The 19768-nt window shown below is 39.4% G+C and carries 22 protein-coding genes and 1 other annotated feature; of the genes, 3 read left to right on the top strand and 19 right to left on the bottom strand.

Going from position 1 to position 19768, the window contains the following annotated elements:
* Positions 1 to 282: 282 nt before the first annotated feature.
* A complete protein-coding gene (gene ftsH / locus ACTQ5J_RS06955) occupies positions 283 to 2124 on the top strand; it encodes an ATP-dependent zinc metalloprotease FtsH (protein ID WP_441751798.1) in 1842 nt (613 codons plus the stop codon).
* 145 nt (positions 2125 to 2269) lie between these two features.
* On the opposite strand, the gene ACTQ5J_RS06950 is transcribed toward ftsH, so the two are convergent.
* From ACTQ5J_RS06950 to ACTQ5J_RS06925, 6 genes are all read right to left on the bottom strand, one after another.
* Complete coding sequence (locus tag ACTQ5J_RS06950; protein WP_441751796.1) at positions 2270 to 4279, bottom strand: PTS fructose transporter subunit IIABC; 2010 nt, start codon at positions 4277 to 4279, stop codon at positions 2270 to 2272.
* Positions 4276 to 5205 carry a 1-phosphofructokinase gene (gene pfkB / locus ACTQ5J_RS06945; RefSeq protein ID WP_441751794.1) on the bottom strand — a complete coding sequence of 310 codons (930 nt, stop codon included), beginning with the start codon at positions 5203 to 5205 and terminating at the stop codon, positions 4276 to 4278. Before pfkB ends, ACTQ5J_RS06950 begins: the two co-directional genes overlap by 4 nt.
* A gap of 3 nt (positions 5206 to 5208) precedes the next feature.
* On the bottom strand, positions 5209 to 5955 hold the full coding sequence (locus ACTQ5J_RS06940; protein ID WP_441751792.1) for a DeoR/GlpR family DNA-binding transcription regulator: 747 nt from the start codon (positions 5953 to 5955) through the stop codon (positions 5209 to 5211).
* Positions 5956 to 6220: 265 nt separating this feature from the next.
* Positions 6221 to 7135 (bottom strand): pseudouridine-5'-phosphate glycosidase, encoded by a 915-nt coding sequence (locus ACTQ5J_RS06935; protein WP_441751791.1) that lies wholly within the window; start codon positions 7133 to 7135, stop codon positions 6221 to 6223.
* Complete coding sequence (locus ACTQ5J_RS06930) at positions 7136 to 8251, bottom strand: PfkB family carbohydrate kinase (protein ID WP_441751789.1); 1116 nt, start codon at positions 8249 to 8251, stop codon at positions 7136 to 7138.
* Positions 8252 to 8416: 165 nt separating this feature from the next.
* Positions 8417 to 9025 (bottom strand): class I SAM-dependent methyltransferase, encoded by a 609-nt coding sequence (locus tag ACTQ5J_RS06925; protein ID WP_441751787.1) that lies wholly within the window; start codon positions 9023 to 9025, stop codon positions 8417 to 8419.
* Between the two features lie 102 nt (positions 9026 to 9127).
* Between ACTQ5J_RS06925 and ACTQ5J_RS06920 the strand changes: the two genes are divergently transcribed.
* Positions 9128 to 10003, top strand: a complete 876-nt coding sequence (locus tag ACTQ5J_RS06920; RefSeq protein ID WP_441751785.1) for a Cof-type HAD-IIB family hydrolase — start codon at positions 9128 to 9130, stop codon at positions 10001 to 10003.
* A gap of 233 nt (positions 10004 to 10236) precedes the next feature.
* On the opposite strand, the gene rplL is transcribed toward ACTQ5J_RS06920, so the two are convergent.
* The 4 genes from rplL to rplK all read right to left on the bottom strand — a co-directional run bounded on the left by rplL (position 10237) and on the right by rplK (position 12569).
* On the bottom strand, positions 10237 to 10599 hold the full coding sequence (gene rplL, locus ACTQ5J_RS06915) for a 50S ribosomal protein L7/L12 (protein WP_441751783.1): 363 nt from the start codon (positions 10597 to 10599) through the stop codon (positions 10237 to 10239).
* Positions 10600 to 10633: 34 nt separating this feature from the next.
* Entirely contained in the window at positions 10634 to 11137 is a 504-nt protein-coding gene (gene rplJ / locus ACTQ5J_RS06910; protein WP_441751781.1) for a 50S ribosomal protein L10, read from the bottom strand.
* Positions 11138 to 11173: 36 nt separating this feature from the next.
* Positions 11174 to 11298 (bottom strand) — a sequence feature (ribosomal protein L10 leader region).
* Between the two features lie 73 nt (positions 11299 to 11371).
* Complete coding sequence (gene rplA / locus ACTQ5J_RS06905; RefSeq protein WP_441751779.1) at positions 11372 to 12061, bottom strand: 50S ribosomal protein L1; 690 nt, start codon at positions 12059 to 12061, stop codon at positions 11372 to 11374.
* Positions 12062 to 12143: 82 nt separating this feature from the next.
* Positions 12144 to 12569 carry a 50S ribosomal protein L11 gene (gene rplK, locus ACTQ5J_RS06900; RefSeq protein ID WP_311454218.1) on the bottom strand — a complete coding sequence of 142 codons (426 nt, stop codon included), beginning with the start codon at positions 12567 to 12569 and terminating at the stop codon, positions 12144 to 12146.
* A gap of 212 nt (positions 12570 to 12781) precedes the next feature.
* Between rplK and ACTQ5J_RS06895 the strand changes: the two genes are divergently transcribed.
* Positions 12782 to 13645 (top strand): ABC transporter substrate-binding protein, encoded by an 864-nt coding sequence (locus ACTQ5J_RS06895; protein ID WP_441751777.1) that lies wholly within the window; start codon positions 12782 to 12784, stop codon positions 13643 to 13645.
* Between the two features lie 52 nt (positions 13646 to 13697).
* Here the strand turns inward: ACTQ5J_RS06895 and ACTQ5J_RS06890 are convergent, their stop codons facing one another.
* From ACTQ5J_RS06890 to cysS, 9 genes are all read right to left on the bottom strand, one after another.
* Entirely contained in the window at positions 13698 to 14492 is a 795-nt protein-coding gene (locus tag ACTQ5J_RS06890) for a hypothetical protein (protein WP_441751775.1), read from the bottom strand.
* 166 nt (positions 14493 to 14658) lie between these two features.
* Positions 14659 to 15198: a transcription termination/antitermination protein NusG gene (gene nusG / locus ACTQ5J_RS06885; RefSeq protein WP_441751773.1), complete on the bottom strand. Its 540-nt coding sequence runs from the start codon at positions 15196 to 15198 to the stop codon at positions 14659 to 14661.
* Positions 15199 to 15328: 130 nt separating this feature from the next.
* The gene (secE, locus tag ACTQ5J_RS06880) at positions 15329 to 15502 is read right to left on the bottom strand and encodes a preprotein translocase subunit SecE (protein WP_441751771.1); all 174 of its coding nucleotides are present in this window, start codon (positions 15500 to 15502) and stop codon (positions 15329 to 15331) included.
* 14 nt (positions 15503 to 15516) lie between these two features.
* Complete coding sequence (gene rpmG / locus ACTQ5J_RS06875; RefSeq protein WP_441751769.1) at positions 15517 to 15669, bottom strand: 50S ribosomal protein L33; 153 nt, start codon at positions 15667 to 15669, stop codon at positions 15517 to 15519.
* Between the two features lie 106 nt (positions 15670 to 15775).
* A complete protein-coding gene (locus ACTQ5J_RS06870) occupies positions 15776 to 16387 on the bottom strand; it encodes a sigma-70 family RNA polymerase sigma factor (protein WP_441751767.1) in 612 nt (203 codons plus the stop codon).
* A 42-nt stretch (positions 16388 to 16429) separates the two neighbouring features.
* Positions 16430 to 16963 carry an NYN domain-containing protein gene (locus ACTQ5J_RS06865; RefSeq protein WP_441751765.1) on the bottom strand — a complete coding sequence of 178 codons (534 nt, stop codon included), beginning with the start codon at positions 16961 to 16963 and terminating at the stop codon, positions 16430 to 16432.
* 17 nt (positions 16964 to 16980) lie between these two features.
* Complete coding sequence (rlmB, locus tag ACTQ5J_RS06860) at positions 16981 to 17838, bottom strand: 23S rRNA (guanosine(2251)-2'-O)-methyltransferase RlmB (RefSeq protein ID WP_441751764.1); 858 nt, start codon at positions 17836 to 17838, stop codon at positions 16981 to 16983.
* Positions 17831 to 18274 carry a Mini-ribonuclease 3 gene (locus ACTQ5J_RS06855; protein WP_441751762.1) on the bottom strand — a complete coding sequence of 148 codons (444 nt, stop codon included), beginning with the start codon at positions 18272 to 18274 and terminating at the stop codon, positions 17831 to 17833. The genes rlmB and ACTQ5J_RS06855 overlap by 8 nt, the downstream gene beginning before the upstream one ends.
* Complete coding sequence (gene cysS / locus ACTQ5J_RS06850) at positions 18256 to 19686, bottom strand: cysteine--tRNA ligase (RefSeq protein WP_441751761.1); 1431 nt, start codon at positions 19684 to 19686, stop codon at positions 18256 to 18258. The genes ACTQ5J_RS06855 and cysS overlap by 19 nt, the downstream gene beginning before the upstream one ends.
* Positions 19687 to 19768 lie beyond the last annotated feature (82 nt).

Genomic DNA, 19768 nt, shown 5'->3' with positions numbered 1-19768 from the left:
TCGTGATTTCTTACAAAGCTCCACTGTATCTTTTGTTTAATCTGTAATAGAACTGCACTTTGGACAATATTTCAAAGTGTAATCCCACATCTATGCCTACTCTTGCGTCTATCTATTCTACTCGCATGATAATTGAATGTCAAGAGCCTTTTCACTTGATTTTTCACAAAACTGTTTTTCCTATATGAATATGTTCACACAAAATTAATATTCACATCATAATATAAAAGCAGACAGTATCTAGCGTCTGATTCTTTAGTATTCCAAAAGGAGATCTTCTATATGAAAGAAATTAAAAACCCTAAACGTTCGCTCTTCTATTATTACGGCATTGTCTTGTTAGGCCTCGTCGTCTTTAACTTCATCGCTATGCCATGGTATTCTGATCGCCAGATAGAGCAAGTCAATTACAATAACTTCCTAACAATGGTTGACCAAGGTCAGGTGAATCAAGTTCAATTACAGCCGAGTGAGAATCAAATCCTCTTCACAAGTAGCGAGGATCAATCGATCTATAAAACAGCCATGGTTGAAGATCCAGGGCTAACTCAATTTCTCTTTGATGCCGACATTGCCTTTACTGGCGAAATTCTTGAACAGGCTTCCCCACTGACCTCCTTTCTAAGTTTCATTTTTCAAATAATGATCTTCGTCGCCATTGGCCAGTGGCTTTCAAGAAAGATGCTTAAACGAGCAGGTGGTGGAAACGCCATGCAATTTAACTTAGGTAAAAGTAACGCCCGTGTTTATGTACAATCGACTGACGGCTTAACCTTTTATGATGTTGCCGGACAAGACGAGGCCAAAGAAAGCCTTGCTGAAATCGTAGACTTTTTAAATAATCCCGAAAAATACAGTGCTGTTGGTGCAAAAATGCCGAGCGGCGTCTTATTAGTCGGCCCTCCAGGAACAGGCAAGACCATGTTAGCCAAAGCCGTTGCGGGCGAAGCAAAAGTTTCCTTCTTCTCAATGTCTGGTTCAGAATTCGTAGAGATGTTCGCCGGAGCAGGGGCGGCTAAAGTCCGTGACTTGTTCAAGCAAGCCAAAGAAAAAGCACCTTGTATCATTTTTATCGATGAAATAGACGCCATCGGTAAAAGACGAGGGCAAGCAATCGGTAACGACGAGAGAGAACAAACACTCAACCAACTCTTAACTGAAATGGATGGCTTTGAAGGTAATAATGGTGTCATGATTCTTGCTGCTTCTAACCAACCGGAATCTCTAGACCCTGCCTTACTACGCCCAGGACGCTTTGACCGCCAAGTTCGCGTCGAGTTACCTGATTTAAAAGGACGTGAAGATATTTTAAAAGTTCACACCAGTAAAATCCAGCACGAAACACCTCTCGATTATAACCGCATCGCTCGCATGGCATCTGGTGCCTCTGGCGCTGAACTGGCCAACATTGTAAATGAGGCTGCTTTAAGAGCGGTCCGTTTCAAACGTGACTTCGCCACACAAGTTGACTTTGAAGAAAGTATCGAAACAATCGTGGCGGGCGAACAAAAGAAACATGCAATTTTGTCTGATAAAGAAAAGTGGGTCGTTTCTTATCATGAAATAGGTCATGCTCTAGTAGCAGCTAAGCAAACAGGTTCATCACCTGTAGAAAAAATAACCATTATTCCAAGAACATCTGGTGCCTTAGGTTATACTATGCAAGTGTCCAAAAATGGTAATGACTACTTGCACTCTAAAGAGTTCTTAGAAAATCAATTAGCCACCTTAGCCGGAGGTCGTGCTGCCGAAGAAGTGGCTTTCTCTTCCATTACGACAGGAGCTTCGAATGACATTGAGCGAATGACCCAATTAGCCCGCGCGATGATTAGTCAATATGGAATGAGCGATACTTTCGGGATGGTTGCTTTCGAACAAAGAAATAATCAGTACTTAGGTAATGAAGCAAGCGCGACTGGCTCAACCCAAACACAAGCAGCGATTGACCGCGAAATCATTACCCTCATAAATAACCAATATACTAAAGCTAAAAATATTCTGATCGATAACCGTGACCTGTTGGATGAGCTCTCTAAATTCCTTTACGAAAAAGAGACCATTACTGGTAAACAATTCATGGAAATCATTGAGCGCTCTGAACACACAAGCACCTCTTTCTCCTAGCAAGAATTAAGCCCTAAACTCCATATTAGCTACGTTCAAAATTTATAAACAGTAGCTTTGACTCACTTTTTCTATAAATAAACACAAAAATATCGCTTCGAAGACTCTTGACCAGAGTCTTCGAAGCGATATTGTACTTTTAGGATTATTTATCTGTGTCTTTTTTCAGCAAAACGTTCAATAGAATCGCTCCGACGAAACCACCTACTAGCCAAGAGACAATATACATGATTGGATTCGTGACTCCTCCGGCTATTACAGCGAATAAACCACCGTGCGGTACATAACTCACACTACCAAACAACATACTCAAGGCACCCGCTACCCCACTACCAATTGCTAATGACGGGATAACTTTCAATGGGTTGACTGCTGCAAAAGGAATCGCTCCTTCTGTAATGAAAGCTGCACCCATGACATAGTTAACTAAGGCACTGTCTCTTTGTTCAGGAGCCCATAAGGTTTTATTCAGCGTTGCAGATATCGCAATTGCCAGTGGCGGAACCATCCCACCAATCATAACTGCTGCCATCACGTCTGAACCAGCACCATCTGCTGCTGTTACTAGGGCTGTTCCTGTTACATAAGCGGCTTTGTTCAGTGGGCCACCCATATCAATCGACATCATCGCGGCTACTAAAAACCCTAAAACAAGTGATAACTCACGCGGCACACTGTTTAATAGATTCTGTAGCCCAATCATAATTCCTCCCATCGGCGCATTGATAACGAAGAACATCAATAAACCCATCGTTAAGACGCCCAAAACCGGGAATAGGAAAATAGGTTTCATGCCTTCGAGCGATTTAGGTAACCAGCTGAGCGCTCTGCGTAAGACCCAAACAATTCCACCCGCTAAGAAACCAGCAACTAGGGCACCTAAGAAACCTGAAGCAATCGTATCCGCAAAAATTCCCGCATCATTAAATCCCGATAAAACACCTGGGTTTGCAAATACACCACCCATGAAACCAATCACTAAACCTGGACGGTCAGCAATCGATTGACCAATGAAACCTGCTAGAACAGGTAACATCATCGCGAAGGATAAATCACCTAAAGTTTTTAAGACATGTGCGACTTCATTGTAAGTTGGGTCAGCTGGGTTCGCTGAATTGATCCCCCAGAAGAAAGAAAAGGCAATCAAAATCCCGCCAGCAACCACGAATGGCAACATGTGCGATACACCGTTCATCATATGTTTATAAAACTGACGACCTAGTGATTCTTTTTCATCCGTCTCATCGTTTGCTCCAGCAGCCATATCCGCTTGGTTCGCACGGTATATCTTTGCATCTTGTGCAGCTGCTCGCTCAACTAATTCAGTAGCTTTATTGATACCATCAGCTACTTTTGTCACAATCACTGGCTTGCCATCAAAACGCGCCATCTCAACTTGCTTATCTGCCGCCACTATAATCGCGGTTGCTCGATTAATATCTGCTTTCGTTAAGCGATTGCCAACACCCGTTTGACCGTTAGTTTCAACTTTAATCGCATAGCCAGCTTTTTTAGCAGCTTGATTTAATTTCTCTTCAGCCATATAAGTATGGGCAATTCCTGTTGGACAAGCAGTTACTGCAAGAATGTATACCTCATCTGTCTCAGGACTTGTTGAAACTGCTTCTGCGGTTAGTTGGCTTGTTGTTGTTGCCGAATTTGCTACTTCTTCATTAGCTTGTGCCAATTCAGCTGCTTCTTTCTCTGCTTCATAGTGAGCAATCACATCCACAACAGCCTCGGCAGTTTCAGCTTCTAATAAAGCAGCCTTAGCTTCTGGCTTCATTAGAATACTCGATAATTTCGCTAAAGCTTGTAAGTGTTCACCGCCACCTTCAGGTGCAGCAATCATAAAAATCAATTTCGCTGGTTGTCCATCGAAAGAAGCCCACTCTACCCCAGTTTGGGAACGTGCAAAAACAATGGCTGCTTCTTTAATTGTCACATCTTGAGCATGAGGAATCGCAATTTCATCGCCAACACCCGTCGTTGACTGCGCTTCTCGTGCACTTAACTTCTCAACATAACTATCAACATCACTGACACCACCGGCTTGAGCAAAACGTTCAGCTAAATAACGTAAGGTGGACGCTTTATCCTCTGTTTGCAAGTTTAAATCCATCGCCGCTTTTACAAATAATTGAGCTAATTTCATGATTCTTCACCAATCCTTTTTATTTGAATTTCATCTACTAAAGACATTGCCAATTCTGCTTCAGCAATCCCCACGGAGAAAGCTGTTGCACTCCCACAAGCAGCCCCTTGCCTTAAACTCTGTGCATAATCCTTGCTTTCAATATACTTTGCCATAAAACCAGCCACCATCGAATCCCCTGCACCAACGGAATTCACGACAGTCCCTTGCGGCACACTCGAACGGAAAATCTCTTGACTATCCGTCACCAGAACCGCTCCTTCGCCACCAAGCGACACGATAACATTCTGCGCTCCCAAAGTTTGTAGCTTACGCGCATTAGCAATCACATCATCTAAAGTATCCACCGGCGTCTCAAAGATCTCACTCAACTCTTGAGCATTCGGTTTAATTAAAAACGGACGCTGTGGCAAACAAGCTGTCAATAATGATTTATTCGAATCTAAAACGAATAAAGCCTCTTTAACTCGACATAATTCAGCGACCTTCACATAATGATCACTCGTCATCCCTGGTGCCGCATTTCCTGCTAGAAAAACCACATCTCCCGCGACTAAGTTCTGATCGAAATAAGCCATTAATTCAGCTACGTCCGCCTCAGTAACTGTCGGTCCATTCGCATTTAACTCCGTCTCCTGGGCCGCATGTAACTTCACATTGATTCGCGTGATTGCATCCAACTGATGAAAAGCCGTCTGCACCCCTTCATTTTCAAGACTCTCACGAACAAAAGTGCCCGTAAAACCGCCAATAAAACCCGTCGCAATATTATCATGTCCCAAACGCTTCAATAAGACCGACATATTAATCCCTTTACCACCTGCGACATACTCATCCTTCTGGACACGATTCAACTCACCTAGATGAACTACATCAGTTTTCATCACTAAATCCACAGCTGGATTAAACGTAATTGTATATAACATCCATCAAACCTCCTCCAAGTCTAATAAAGGCGCAAACTTCTCATGCAAAGACTTTGATAACTGATTCGTCACGACCATCACCTTATCAAAATCTGCAAACTGACAAAAAGACACCTTGTCAAACTTACTATTATCTGCCAACACATAGACACGACTCGCCTGACCAATCGCCGACTCCTTCACATGAGCTTCTTGAGTATCGGGCGTCGTAAAACCAAATCTGGCATTAATCCCATTCGTCCCCATAAACGCACGTGAAAAGCGATATTGACGCAACTGCTTTTGCGTATCGGACCCAATCATCGCTCGCGTATTCGGCTTAATCAAACCACCTAGCAAAATCACTGTAAACTTGGAATCAGCCAACTGAGCGGCTAACTCCAAACCGTTAGTCACAATCGTCACATTCTCAGCCTGAATAAAAGGCACCATCGCTAATGTTGTCGTCCCAGCATCAATAAATACAAATTCGCCATCCTTGATCAAAGACGCCGCATAGCGTCCAATTGCCAACTTCTCAGATTGAAACTGCAAACGCTTTTCGCTTACACTTGGCTCCAAATCCACAGAAAAAACCCGTTTGGCTCCGCCATGCACACGCACCAACTCACCCAAATCCTCTAATTGCGACAAATCCCGTCGAACCGTCGATTCTGAAGCCTGCGTTGCTTCCACAATCGCCTGAATCTTCACCACCGAATCATCCGCTAGCAAGGACCGAATCACAGCAAATCGCTCCTCTGTAAGCATTTTCATCACTTCCTTATTCTAAGCATACACAAAGTTAAAATAAAAATCAATCACTTTCAATCAAAACACGCCATAATATTTCATTTAGCAATCAAAAACTATCATCTCATTCATAAACCAACTCTTCTCTTTGTATCTATCATAATAGACTACCCAACTGAATCACACGCTAACTCATATTAAGCACAAAAAAATTCAGTCATCTGATCGATGACTGAGGGGATATTCACAAAGGTGCTAGCAACCCCTTGTGTGAGTCTTTAAATTATTTTTTATGATAGTCAGCAGCAATTTGCGCGCCAACTTTTGCATTGTTGTATACTAAAGCAATATTTGTTTCTAAACTTCTTCCTTCAGTTAATTCAACAATCTTACCTAATAAGAAGGGTGTTGAGTCTTTCCCTTTGACGCCAGCAGCTTTTTCTTCTTTAAGTGCTTGAGCGATAATGGCATCGATTTCTTCATGAGGAATCTCATCTTCTTCTGGGATAGGGTTCGCAACTAAGATTCCAGCTGTTAAGCCCAGTTCTTTTTGGTAACGCATCATGTCAGCAATTTCTTCAGTAGAATCACTACGTAAGTTCAACTTGTACTCTGACGTACGTGTATAGAAAGCTGGTAAGTAGTCTGTTTGGTAACCGACTACCGGCACGCCTTTTGTTTCTAAGTACTCTAATGTTCGAGGCAAGTCTAGAATCGCTTTTGCTCCCGCACATACTACTGTTACATCTGTTTGACCTAATTCTTCTAGGTCTGCTGAAACGTCCATGTGGTCTTCGTAGCCACGGTGAACGCCGCCGATTCCGCCTGTAACGAACACTTTAATTCCTGCTAATTTAGCACCGATCATTGTTGTTGCGACTGTTGTTGCGCCAATTTGTTTTGTTGCGAAGACATTTGCTAAGTCACGACGTGATACTTTTGCTACGTTTTCAGCCGTTGCTAACAATTCTAAGTCTTCTTCTTCTAAACCAATTTTAAATTTACCATCCATAATCGCAATGGTTGCTGGTACTGCACCGTTGTCACGAATGATTTGTTCTACTGTTTTAGCCATTTCAACGTTTTTAGGGTAAGGCATTCCGTGAGAAATAATTGTTGATTCTAAAGCTACCACTGGTTGGTTGTTGTCAAAAGCTGCTTGTACTTCTTTGCTAATTGATAATAATGGATGTGTCATTTAAATGATCCCTCTTTCTTTTAATTCTTCTGTTTGTTTTTCTAGTATATCTTGCGTTAAATCTAAGCGTACTGTTTTAGGCGATTGAATGGTGTGATAAGCATTTGTCATAGCCAATTGGATACTTTCGACTGGCGAGTAGCCTTGTAATTGTCCGTAAATTAAACCTGAAGCATAAGAATCTCCAGCTCCTGTGACATCTTCGACGTAAGGCGAAACAGGTGGTACAAATTGTTTTCTTTCACCCGCTTGATTACCATAGAACGTTGACGCTTGGCCGCGTGTGATAATAACATTTTCAACACCTAAGGCTAACCAGTTTTCAACAAGCTCTTCAACATCTTCTGGTGTTTCAACTTTTTTATTGAAAAAAGTTTCAGACTCGTCTAGATTGACGATGAGCCACTTAACACCCTCTAGTTGACGTGGTAAGTGCGCCATCTTAGGTGAACTTACCGGAATAATCACAAGTGGAATATCGTTATTGCGCGCCAATTCAATGACATATTCTGTTGTTTCTAATGGTACATTCAAATCCAATGCAATCATCTTAGCTTGAGCTAAAAGATTTTGATAAGAACTTATCCACTCACGGTTCATTGTGTCAGCTACTGACATATCCGCTAAAGCTAACTGCATATCTCCGTCGTCATCTAGTAATGCCACATAAGAACCTGTTGAGTACTCCCCTAGTTGCGTCACGTGTTGAAAATTAACAAATGGTTCCGTCGCTTGCTTTAAAGTTTCGAAATCTTGATCTCGACCACCGATTGACAATAGGTTAACATTTAACCCTAAGCGTCCAAGGTTTTCTGAAATATTGCGTGCTACGCCACCGACACTCATTGAAGAAGTGACTGGATTACTGGTTTTAGGCATTAGCTCTGCCTCCAGTAAATACTTGCGGTCAATATTCATTCCACCTATACAGAAAATTTCAGCGCCATGGTTGACAATATAAGCCCGACCCAACAACTGCTTTTTATTCGTCAATGACGAAACTATCGTTGCGACAGTAGAGCGCGGTAAATCTAATTGAGAAGCAATTTCTTGTTGAGTAAGAAATGGATCTTTTTCAATTAAAGCCAATACACGTTGCTCGTTTTGTGTTAACAACTCATCATCGCCTCCTTTTACAACAAATGTCCTTTCGAAAGACTTTTGTTTATAATCACAGTATAAAACATAAATCTTCTAACAACAAGCAAAATATCTAAAATGAGAAAACTCTAATACAATAAAAATAAGCTGACATCCTATTTGTAGAATATCAGCTTAATATTATTTAACACTTTTTAAAATCCAGTAACCTTTATCACGGCCCATTAGTTCAACATTACCAAAAACTTCTTCCATAAAATCGGACATAGAAGGTGCTCCTTGCTTTTTCTGAATCACTAACCAGAGTTCACCATCCGCTTTCAGTGCTTTTTCAGCCGTTAGAACAAATTCACGTATCACTTGCTTGCCCGCTCTAATGGGTGGGTTCGTTAATACATAGTCATAGTCAGCCTCAACAGGCACAGTCGTCGCATCGTGCAACAACCATTCAACGTTCGCCACTTTATTTAATTGCGTATTCTGTTGCGCTAATTCAAGCGCACGCTCATTAACTTCAACCCCTACATAGTTGGCAAGCGGAAAATGTTTCGCCACTGCCAACAATAAAGGACCATAGCCACTGCCTAACTCAAGTACTTTTTCCTCACCAGTCATTGCTTTCCCTTCAATAAAAGTTTCCACTAGTAATTTAGAACCGAAATCCATACGATTCTTAGAAAAAACACCACTATCTGTCTTTAAGCGTAAACTTTGTTTTCCAACTTCTGCACTAATCTCTTTTAGTTCATGGCTACTTTGAGGTTTATTTGTATAATAATGATCGCTCATTCTCTCGCTCCTTAAGAAAACATATTCATGTACCATAACTATATCACTTTTTAGGCTATTCATGTTACACTAAAACTAGATAAAACGTAATGGAGGTCAACAATGATCAAACTTTTTGCATCTGATATGGACGGAACTTTACTTAATGAAAACCACGTGATAAGCGACAGAACGGCTGCCGCAATAAAAAAATTACAAGAAACGACTGATATTGAATTCATTATCGCAACAGGTCGCTCTTTTAAATCAGCCTCTGTTCTGACACAAGCTCAAGATATATACTGTCGCATGATCAATTTAAACGGTGCATCGATTCATGAAAAAGATGGTACCTTGACTGATTCAAATCCTCTATTAACTGAAACTGTCTTAAGTGTTATTCAACATTTAGATACTTTAGCTATTGATTATGCTGTTTCAACACTCAATAGTTACTACGTTGCAGATTATGAAGGCTTCATCAAACGAATTGCACACTTTATGAATGTTAGTCAAGAAGAAGTTCTCGCTGCAGCAGATGGTACTGATGAAGTAACTAACGCACAGTTACTCGCACATTATGGTGATGTTAAACCTATTACCGAAATGGAATTAACAAGAGATAACCCCGCTTTAAAAATTCTACTTTTCAGTTCCAATACGGATTTATTGGATCAAGTTCGTCAATACCTAAGTAATTTCTCTGATTTAGACGTTACATCTTCTGCTGCTGATAATATTGAAGTCACACACATTAATGCTCAGAAGGGGTTAGCCGTAGAAGCTTATGCTCAATCACAAGGTTATACATTAGATGAAGTTGCAACAATTGGCGACTCTCTCAATGACCGTTCGATGTTACAGATGGCTAAACATAGCTATGCGATGGATAATGCGCCTGATCATATTAAAGCTATGGCTCAAAACATTGCACCAGCAAATACAATCGATGGCGTTGCCATTATCCTTGAACAATTAATTGCTGAATATGCTAAATAAGTTACGACTTATCAGTCTCTTCATGAGGCTGATTTTTTTCTTTATCTATCTTCATCAACTAAGCGTGCCTCGTCTATGAAGCTGAAAAAGCCCTCACAAACATAAGAATTTGAAAGCGACCACCGCCTTGAAAAACAACAAGCTGAACGAAACCCCCAAAATATATTCTCTGATTTTAAAAAAAAAAAAAACGCACCTAGAATATACTAGGTACGTTTTATGAGAGTAAAAGATTATTTTACTTCTACTGAAGCGCCAACTTCTTCTAAAGATGCTTTCAATGCTTCTGCATCGTCTTTAGATAAGCCTTCTTTAATTACTTTTGGAGCGCTATCTACTAATTCTTTAGCTTCTTTCAAGCCTAAACCAGTAGCTTCACGAACTGCTTTGATTACTTTAATCTTAGATGAACCAGCTGATACTAATTCAACGTCAAATTCAGTTTGCTCTACTTCTGCTGCTGGACCTGCTGCTGCTGCTACAGGAGCTGCTGCTGTTACGCCAAATTCTTCTTCGATTGCTTTTACTAAGTCGTTTAATTCGATAATTGTTGCTTCTTTAATTTCAGCAATAATATTTTCAATGTTTAATGCCATTTTGGTTTTCCTCCGTTTATATGTTTAGTTTTAATTAAGCTGCGTCTTCTTCTTTCGCTTCTGCAACAGCTTTAACAGCCAATGCAGTGTTGCGAACTGGTGCTTGTAATACAGAAAGTAACATAGATAATAGTCCATCGCGGTCTGGTAATTTCGCTAATGCGTTAATGTCATCAGCTGAAGCTACTTTACCTTCAATTAAACCACCTTTGATTGATAACTTGTTTGCTTTTTCAGCAAATTCAGCTACAATTTTCGCTGGTGCAACTACTTCATCAGTGCTATATACAACAGCTGATGGTCCTACGAATACATCTTCTAGTCCTTCAATGCCTGCTTCAACAGCAGCACGACGTAAGATTGTGTTTTTCACAACTTGCATCTTAGTGTTACTATCACGTAATTGTTTACGTAAGCTAGTAACTTCCTCTACCGTTAAACCTAAATAATCAACAACAACTACTGAAGTTGCGCCTCTTAATTCATCGGCAATCAAAGATACTTCTTCTTGCTTTTTAATCATAATTGCTTTTGTCAACAGTTTCACCTCCATCAATTTTGATTTAGAGATTTTTTCGTTATAAAAAAATCTCTATGTCGCCTAGACATAGAGATAGATTCCTCATCACTTCGGAACTTCCTCGGTAAGAAATTAAGGCATTCGCCACTTACTGTCTTTGGTCGTAAATACTTATATATATTAGCGGAAATGAATTTGAGAGTCAATCTTTAGTTTATAAAGATTTTCTTATCATCCCGATCTTTCAACTAATTAAATAGTTGCTGTATCTAATTTAATACCAGGGCCAAACGTAGTTGTTAACGTTAAGTTAGTAATGTAAGTACCTTTTGCTGATGCTGGTTTCAAACGAACGATTTGCTCGTGTAAAGCTGTTAAGTTTTCAGCAAGTTTGTCATTTTCAAACGAAACTTTACCGATTGGAACGTTCACGATACCTGCTTTGTCAGCACGGTAAGTTACTTGTCCAGCTTTAATGTCATCAATTGCTTTTGTAACATCCATAGTTACAGTACCAGTTTTAGGGTTTGGCATTAAACCTTTTGGTCCTAAGACACGGCCTAAACGACCTACTTGACCCATCATGTCTGGTGTAGCAACCATAACATCAAAGTCTAACCAACCATCACTAATCTTAGAGATTAGTTCTGCTTCACCTACGTAGTCTGCTCCAGCTGCTTGCGCCTCTTTAGCTTTGTCACCGCGAGCGATAACTACTACAGTTTGTGTTTTACCAGTTCCATGTGGCAATACCATTGCGCCACGGATTTGTTGGTCAGCTTTCTTAACATCGATATTTAAGTTGTAAGATACTTCAACAGTTGCATCGAATTTAGCAAAGTCTAATTCTTTAGCTAATGCGATTGCTTCTGCGGCATCATATTTTTTTGTGCGGTCAACTTTTTCTTTTGCCGCTACAAAGTTTTTACTTTTTTTAGCCATTGTTGTTCCTCCTATAATTTGTGGTATTAGCGGTTATTCCTCCCACCCCCGATAGAAAACGGGGACAGAAGCTACCTTGTGCTTAGTCTTGGACTGTGATTCCCATAGAGCGAGCAGTACCTTCAACCATGCGCATAGCAGCTTCTACGTCTGCTGCGTTTAAGTCTTGCATTTTAGTTTCTGCGATCTCTTTAACTTGTTCTTTAGTTACTGAAGCAACTTTGTTTTTGTTTGGTTCACCAGATGCTTTAGTAATTCCAGCAGCTTTTTTCAATAAGATTGGAGCTGGTGGAGTTTTAGTAATAAATGTAAATGAACGGTCTTCGTATACATCAATCACAACAGGGATAATCATACCCATTTGATCTTGTGTACGAGCGTTGAATTCTTTACAGAACCCCATGATATTAACTTGTGCTTGACCTAAAGCTGGACCAACTGGTGGAGCTGGACTTGCTTGTCCCGCTGGGATTTGTAGTTTGACTTGTGTTACGACTTTTTTAGCCACGAAACATTCCTCCTTAATATTTTTTGTTCGTGATGTGGTAATTGGAGCCTAGGCCCCTCCCACTCATGTGCACTATTTGACGCACTGCGATATTATAGCACGCACAAGTTAATATTCCAAGCTTTTTGCCAAATAAAGTTCCTTTTAATCGTTTTTTAATGATGCTTCTGTTAATATAACAATAAGGATGATCAAATATGGAGGTTATGATGATGAATATATTTAATTCTTATGTAAAACCAGAGGCAAAGATTACGTTTGACACTCTCCCGTCTCGTATTGTGACACTTGGATATGATGCTTATGACACGCTACGCGCTTTAGGCGTTGAAAACCTAGTAGTAGGTGCGCCAAAACATCGAATTCCTGAATACATTAGCAGTATGCCTGATTCAGTGATTGATACTAAGTCCTTAAAAGATATTGACCTTGAGTTGATTCGTTCGCTCAACCCTGATTTAATTATTGTTTCCGCTCGGACTTTGCATTTAGTGGAAGAGTTAGAAACGATTGCACCTGTATTTAACTATGAGACCGATACTTCTAACTACTGGTCTAATTTCGATGAAATAAATCTAGAATTAGCCAGAATCGTTGGTAAAGAAGAAGAGGCACAGCGTCTATTAACTGATCTAAATAAACGCGCAGATAAAATTCGCACTACTAGTCAGGTGTCACCGAGTAAAACATTATTACTACTACATAATGAAAATAAATTTACAACGTTCAAACCTAATTCGCGTTTCGCCTTATTTTTCACTCTGCTAGGGTTTACACCCGTTGATCGTGATTACAGCTTTACTGAATTAGGCGAAAGCATTAAGGTTCCAGAAATTGCTGATTTAGATGCCGATCGTGTGTTCATCATTAACCGTTCAGCAGCTATGCGCTATGATCCCGAAGAGGATGCTCATGAACAAAAAATGTTGATGCAACGTAATGATTTACAAACAATTCGCGCTTCTGAGACTGGTTGTTTGGTCTTCTTAACACCTGACTTATGGTACTTAAGTGGTGGTGGCTTAGATTCAACCGGCTTACAATTAGAAGAAATTGCTGAAATATTGGTTCGATAAATAAATAAAACGTGTGTTGGCTCATCTTTTGATCAGTCAACACACGCTTTTTTTATTTCTTCATTTGCTTTAGTTGTAATTTAAATAGATGAGCATAAATGGTGCTACCAAGAACGAATAGACCAACAGCTATCCAAGCTAATAATTCATTGGCATGCTCATATCCACTTCCTGGATTATGTTTAACGACTATTCCAATCAATGCCCATAATACTGGTAATATAATAGCTTCATTCCCATATTTTCCATAATAATAAACAACAGTGGCCAGACTTGCTACCATCATGCCAATTGCCCACCAAAAGCCTAAAGTACCTGTTCCATCAAGTCCAATGCTGACTGCATAAGTCGTTAAGTTAGCAAAGGTTGCTACAATCAACCAACCGGCATGTAGACCTGTTGGATATTTCAATAACCAAGGGGATTGTCTTAAGATGGCAGTCCCACTGATGAGCGTCATCAGTTGCAACATGCGACGTGCATATAGAACCATCGCAATTAAAGCAATCAACACTTGGTCATTACTCCAAGCAATCGTCCAAAGAATGTTGTAAAACATCCACTCGATATAAATGGGTTGAACTAATTGTCGGTAACCCTTAGCTAAATTTTCGTGACTTGATGATACTTTAAACCCCAGAGTTAGACTAACAATTACTCCTAGATAGATCACTGACCAAATGCTAAAAGTGAAACCTGCCGGCGCAAAGAGATTTTGATATTGATTCGAAATTTCTGATTGACTAAAAGGCAAAATAATACCAAAAGATGTAAAGTAATTGAGTAATAGCACCAACATGAACAATGCAGGCGTCGCCCATTTTAATAATTTATGGTAACTTAACATGATAAATTCCTCGTTTCGTCTGTTTGTACAAGGGGGATCATTCATTAGATCTGTTTCTCGCCCTGTACGTTCTTCAATAATTTAACATATAAATGACCTAGTTGTCATTTAAAACAAAAAACTCACCTTGACCCTATAAATAGTTTCTCAGTGAGATGATTGTTTATTAATTATCTTTTTTTACTTGGTGGAATTCAAGTTCAGCAACCGTTTCACGACCAAACATTTCAATAAGAACTTTCATTTTCTGTTGCTCTACTTCAATTTCTTCAACTCTACCTGATAAGCCAGAGAATGCTCCTTCAGTAATTTCCACATGGTCGCCTACTTCAACATTTAAGTCGATACGCGCTGCTGGTGCATTACCTAATATGCTTTCAACTTCTTCTGGTAAAAGTGGTGATGGCTTGCTTCCAGCTCCGTGAGAACCAACGAAACCTGTTACACCTGGTGTATTACGAACGATAAACCACGCATCATCTGACATAACCATTTCAACTAAGACATAACCTGGGAATGTCTTTTCCATTTTCGTTTTGCTTGTGCCACCTTCTTGCATGACAGTGACCTCTTCTTCTGGTACTTCAACACGGAAAATATTATTCTCCATATTCATACTTTCTTTACGCATTTCGATATTTTCTTTAACTTTGTTCTCGTAGCCTGAGTAAGTATGCAATACATACCAATCTTTGCTTATTTCCATTTTAATTGCTCCTTCATTGGGATATCTATTGAGTCGATTTGCTAACATAATAAAAAAACCTACAGATTGTAGGTTTTCAACTATAGGTATTATAACACTTCCATTGTTTATATAGAAGCTATTCCTTTAATTATAAAGTAACTAACCAGTTGATAAGGTTAGAGAAGCCATAATCTGCAACAGCAAAGAATAAAGCAAATAGTACAACCATTACCATGACAGTTGTTGTATATTTTCTAACTTCTTTCGCTGATGGCCAAGTAACTTTTTTCATTTCTGTCATTACATTTTTAAAGTAACCCATCATCATCATCCTATCTATTTAGTCTCTTTATGTTGTGTATGTTTGTTACAATATCTACAGAACTTCTTGATTTCCAATCGCGTTGTTTTACCCATTTGAGTAGGCGTCATCTGGTAATTGCGTTGGCCACACTCCGTACACGCTAAGGCTGCCTTTTTCTGTGCCATAGCAATCCCTCCTTACATGACATTTTGCGTCAGAGTTAATGATATGGCTTGAATGTGAAAATGTCAAGATGTAGTCTGGGTTTTTTATATAAAAATAAATTCTTAATTAGTCAACTTCATTAAATTCTAGACGTATTTTCCGGCGAGCACGACTCATGGCACTTCTGATAGTATCAACAGGCAGCTCCAATTCTTTCGCCACATTTTCATAAGTGGTATGTCCTAAAAAACTGACAATCGCTTTTTTTTCTAACGCAGAAAGTTGTGTGAAATAATCATTCGCTCTCTCTTTAATCATCATCGTTGCTTCAGGTTCAAAACAATGTGGATCAGAGATAACCTCTAAAATATTGATTTCTTGAGAGGTTTTTTCACTAATGTGGGGCGTGTCGATCGACAAATCACAAAACCCATTTTGGCGTTTAAGTGAGTAAACTTTTCTTAGCTTATTATAAATGTGATTCTTATATAATCTGTGCAAAAAGCTTGCAAAGTAAACATTACGATTACATTCGAAAGTATTAATCGCATTTAACAATGTAATTCTACCCTCTTGAAAATAATCATCTAATTGAAATTCAGGTACCGTGTAAACACTACGAATACTATAGATCATTGGTATAAATCGGTTAAATAGTTCTTCAAAAGCCTCATCTAACATTTCTTCCTTCAAAATAGCAACCAAATCTTCGTTTGTTGTTGATTCATATAACCGCAAATCTGTTACCTCCCTTTATTTTAAAAGGAAAGCTGGTACTTTCTAATCCGAATCGTTCTCTAACCAGATACGCAAAGCATCTAATTCAGCTAATTGTTCAACTTCCCAAGGACTTCGCCTTCGAAGTTTATCATTATAATATTCTCGGACATCTTGTTTGATTTGACGTTTGGCATATTCTAGATCCATCCACAATTCGTTGGCAGATTTTCTCAGAGCACCTTTTTGGAAAATCATCCATTGTTCTGCACTATCACTAGTGGCTACGTAGACACGGTTTAAGGGATTGATAAAGTTTTCTACTTCACGTTCAATATAGGCATCAGCTGTTTCCCCTTCTTTAGTGAAGACAACTTGCACTTCGTACTCATCATAAGTTTTCGTTAAACCTGGCACAAACTGTGCATCAAAGACTACCAAAGTTTGAATGTCTTTGTATTTCCGGTAATTTGTCAATTCAAACAAAAGTAAATCTCGTGCCGCTTGTATTTCATCACGCTTCTGTAAGCGAGCCAACTCTGGCCATGAACCTATCATATTATAGCCGTCCACGAACATTATTTCTTGCCGCTTCATTGCACTCACCTCCGTACTTATTTAGTTGAAGGAGGCATCGGAATTCGATTTCTTGCCACTTCATACATTAAAACGGCAGCTGCAACGCTCGCATTTAAACTTTGAACATGTCCAACCATTGGAATGGTGATCGTTCCGTCAGCTGATTCCTCAACTAATTGTGAAACGCCGTGTCCTTCATTCCCGATAACTAGCGCGATGGCTCCTTGGCTATTCCAAGTTCGCACATCTTCACCATTCATTGCTGTTGCAAACACCCAAACTCCTTTTTCTTTAAGGTGTTCAATTGCTTGAGCAATGTTCGTTACTCGTACGACAGGAACATGTTCAATTGCTCCAGTTGATGTTTTTGCTACAATACCAGTTAAGCCGACGGCGCGACGTTTAGGGATGATCACTCCATGAACCCCTGTAGCATCAGCCGTACGCAGAATCGAACCAAGATTATGAGGATCCTCAATCCCATCTAAAACTAAGATAAAAGGCGCTTCATCTCTTTCTTCTGCTAAGGCAAATATATCTTCGAAACTCTGATAGTGAAATGCAGGAGTTGTTACCACGACACCTTGGTGATTTCCACCATTCGTCAATTCATCTAACTTCGATTTCGGTACCTCTTGGTAAACGACACCCTGTTGTTTTACTAAGGCAAGTATATCCGTAATTTGCGGCCCAGATACTCCTTTTTGAATAAATAATTTATTTACTTGTTTATTCTCATTGAAAATGTTGAAAACAACATGTTTCCCAAAGAAAATTTCATTATTTTGCTCTTTTTCATCAATATCTTGCTCTCGTTTATTCTGTAGATAAGCGTCTTTTTTTCTTGGTCGTTCATGACGTTTGCCTTTCCCACGTGGTTTTTGATTACTCATTTACTTGTTCTCCTTCGTCAATCATTGTGATTGCTTCTTTGATTAGTTGATTTAATCGATCGGTTTGTTCCGTCAAAGCTAACCATCCCAATAAAGATTCAAAGCCAGTTGCTTGTCGGTAATCACCAATCGAAGCATTCTTAGCCTTCGTATTTGCCTTGTGATTTCGACCGCGTTTGTACATTGTAATTTCTTGCGCGGTTAAGAAATCCTCTTGCTTAATCCAATGCAACATTACTTTAGCTTGGCCTACTGCCCCGACGTATGTTACCGCTGCGCGATGCAAGTGATTCACTTGTGTAATCCCTTTGGAAAGCACGTGTTTTCTAACTGCTAATTCGTACACAGCATCTCCTACATAAGCTAATGTTGAACCGTTTAATAAATCAATTGCTTGTACTGTAACTGAACTGCCCATTATTTCACTCGCTTCCATTGTGTGCCTTGTGGTGTATCGTCTAGAATAATTCCTTGTCCCTTCAATTGATCCCGTATTTCATCACTACGTGCAAAGTCTTTTGCTAAACGCGCTTTTTTACGTTCATCAATTAAGTCTTGAATGTCTTGGTCTAGCAATTGATTTTCTGATAAGTCTAAACCAAAGATATCAAGTAGTTGAGTCAATAATTCTGTTAAAGCATCTAAGACAGTCTGGTTTACTGTCGCTTTTTCTAAGTATTGATTACTCGTTTTTACTAAATCTAAGACTGTTGTAATACCATTAGCAGCGTTAAAATCGTCATCCATCGCTTTAATAAAAGCAGCTTTATGTCCTGCGATTTTATCAAACCACTCTTGTGTTTCAGTCAATTCATTTTCTATCGTAATTGCATCTTGTGCACGATAAGATAGTTTTCTTAACACTTCGCGGATTTTGTCCACATTTGCTTGTGCATCTTGTAAGGCGTTGCAATCGTATTTCAATGGTCGACGGTAATGCACTGTGCCTAATAAGAAACGAACAACCATTGGTTCAACTTCTTTTAGAATATCTCTTAATAGTACAAAGTTACCTAAAGATTTACTCATCTTTTCTTCATCAGAACCCATTGTAACGAAACCATTGTGTAACCAATAGTTGGCAAACACTTCATGGGTATGACTTTCTGATTGAGCAATTTCATTCTCGTGATGGGGAAATTGTAAATCTTGACCGCCACCATGGATATCTAAAGTATTACCTAAATATTTAGTCGCCATAACTGAACACTCGATATGCCAACCTGGTCGTCCAGCGCCCCATGGTGATGGCCAATTAATTTCATCATCTGCTTTAGTCGCTTTCCATAAAGCAAAGTCTAAAGGATCCTCTTTTCTTTGCGCTAATGTTTCATCTACACGTTCGCTTGCTCCGACGAGTAAATCTTGAATTGACTGGTCAGAGAGTTGGCCGTAAGTTTCAAATTTATTCGTTCTGAAGTATACATCTCCTTCAGATTCATAAGCGAAGTCTTGATCCACCAATGATTGAACGAAAGAAACAATCTCTGGAATATTATCCATCACGCGTGGATGAATCGTCGCTGGCTTTACGTTAATTGCTCTTGTATCTTGTGTGAATGCTTCAATGTATTTATCCGCAACTTCTACAGGTGTTAAGTTTTCTTCTTTAGCAGCTTTGATAATTTTATCGTCAACGTCTGTAAAGTTGCTGACATAGTTTACTTCATATCCACGAAACTCTAAGTAACGACGAATCGTGTCAAAAGCGACTGTACTGCGAGCATTCCCAATATGTATGTAGTTATATACCGTTGGCCCACAGACATAGAATCTCACTTTTCCTTCTTCAATTGGTTTAAATGCCTCTTTTTTCCGGGTCAACGTATTATAAAGTTGAATACTCATCGGTCATGCTCCTTCTATGCTGTTTATTCTATTTTTTTAGTTAATTTGCCTCTCATTGTAACACATTGCTAATTCTCATTAT

This window comes from Fundicoccus sp. Sow4_F4, assembly GCF_052116145.1.
Classification (GTDB): Bacteria; Bacillota; Bacilli; order Lactobacillales; family Aerococcaceae; genus Fundicoccus.
The sequence above is the reverse complement of the archived record's forward strand: the minus strand, read 5'-3'. Positions and strand labels throughout refer to the sequence as shown.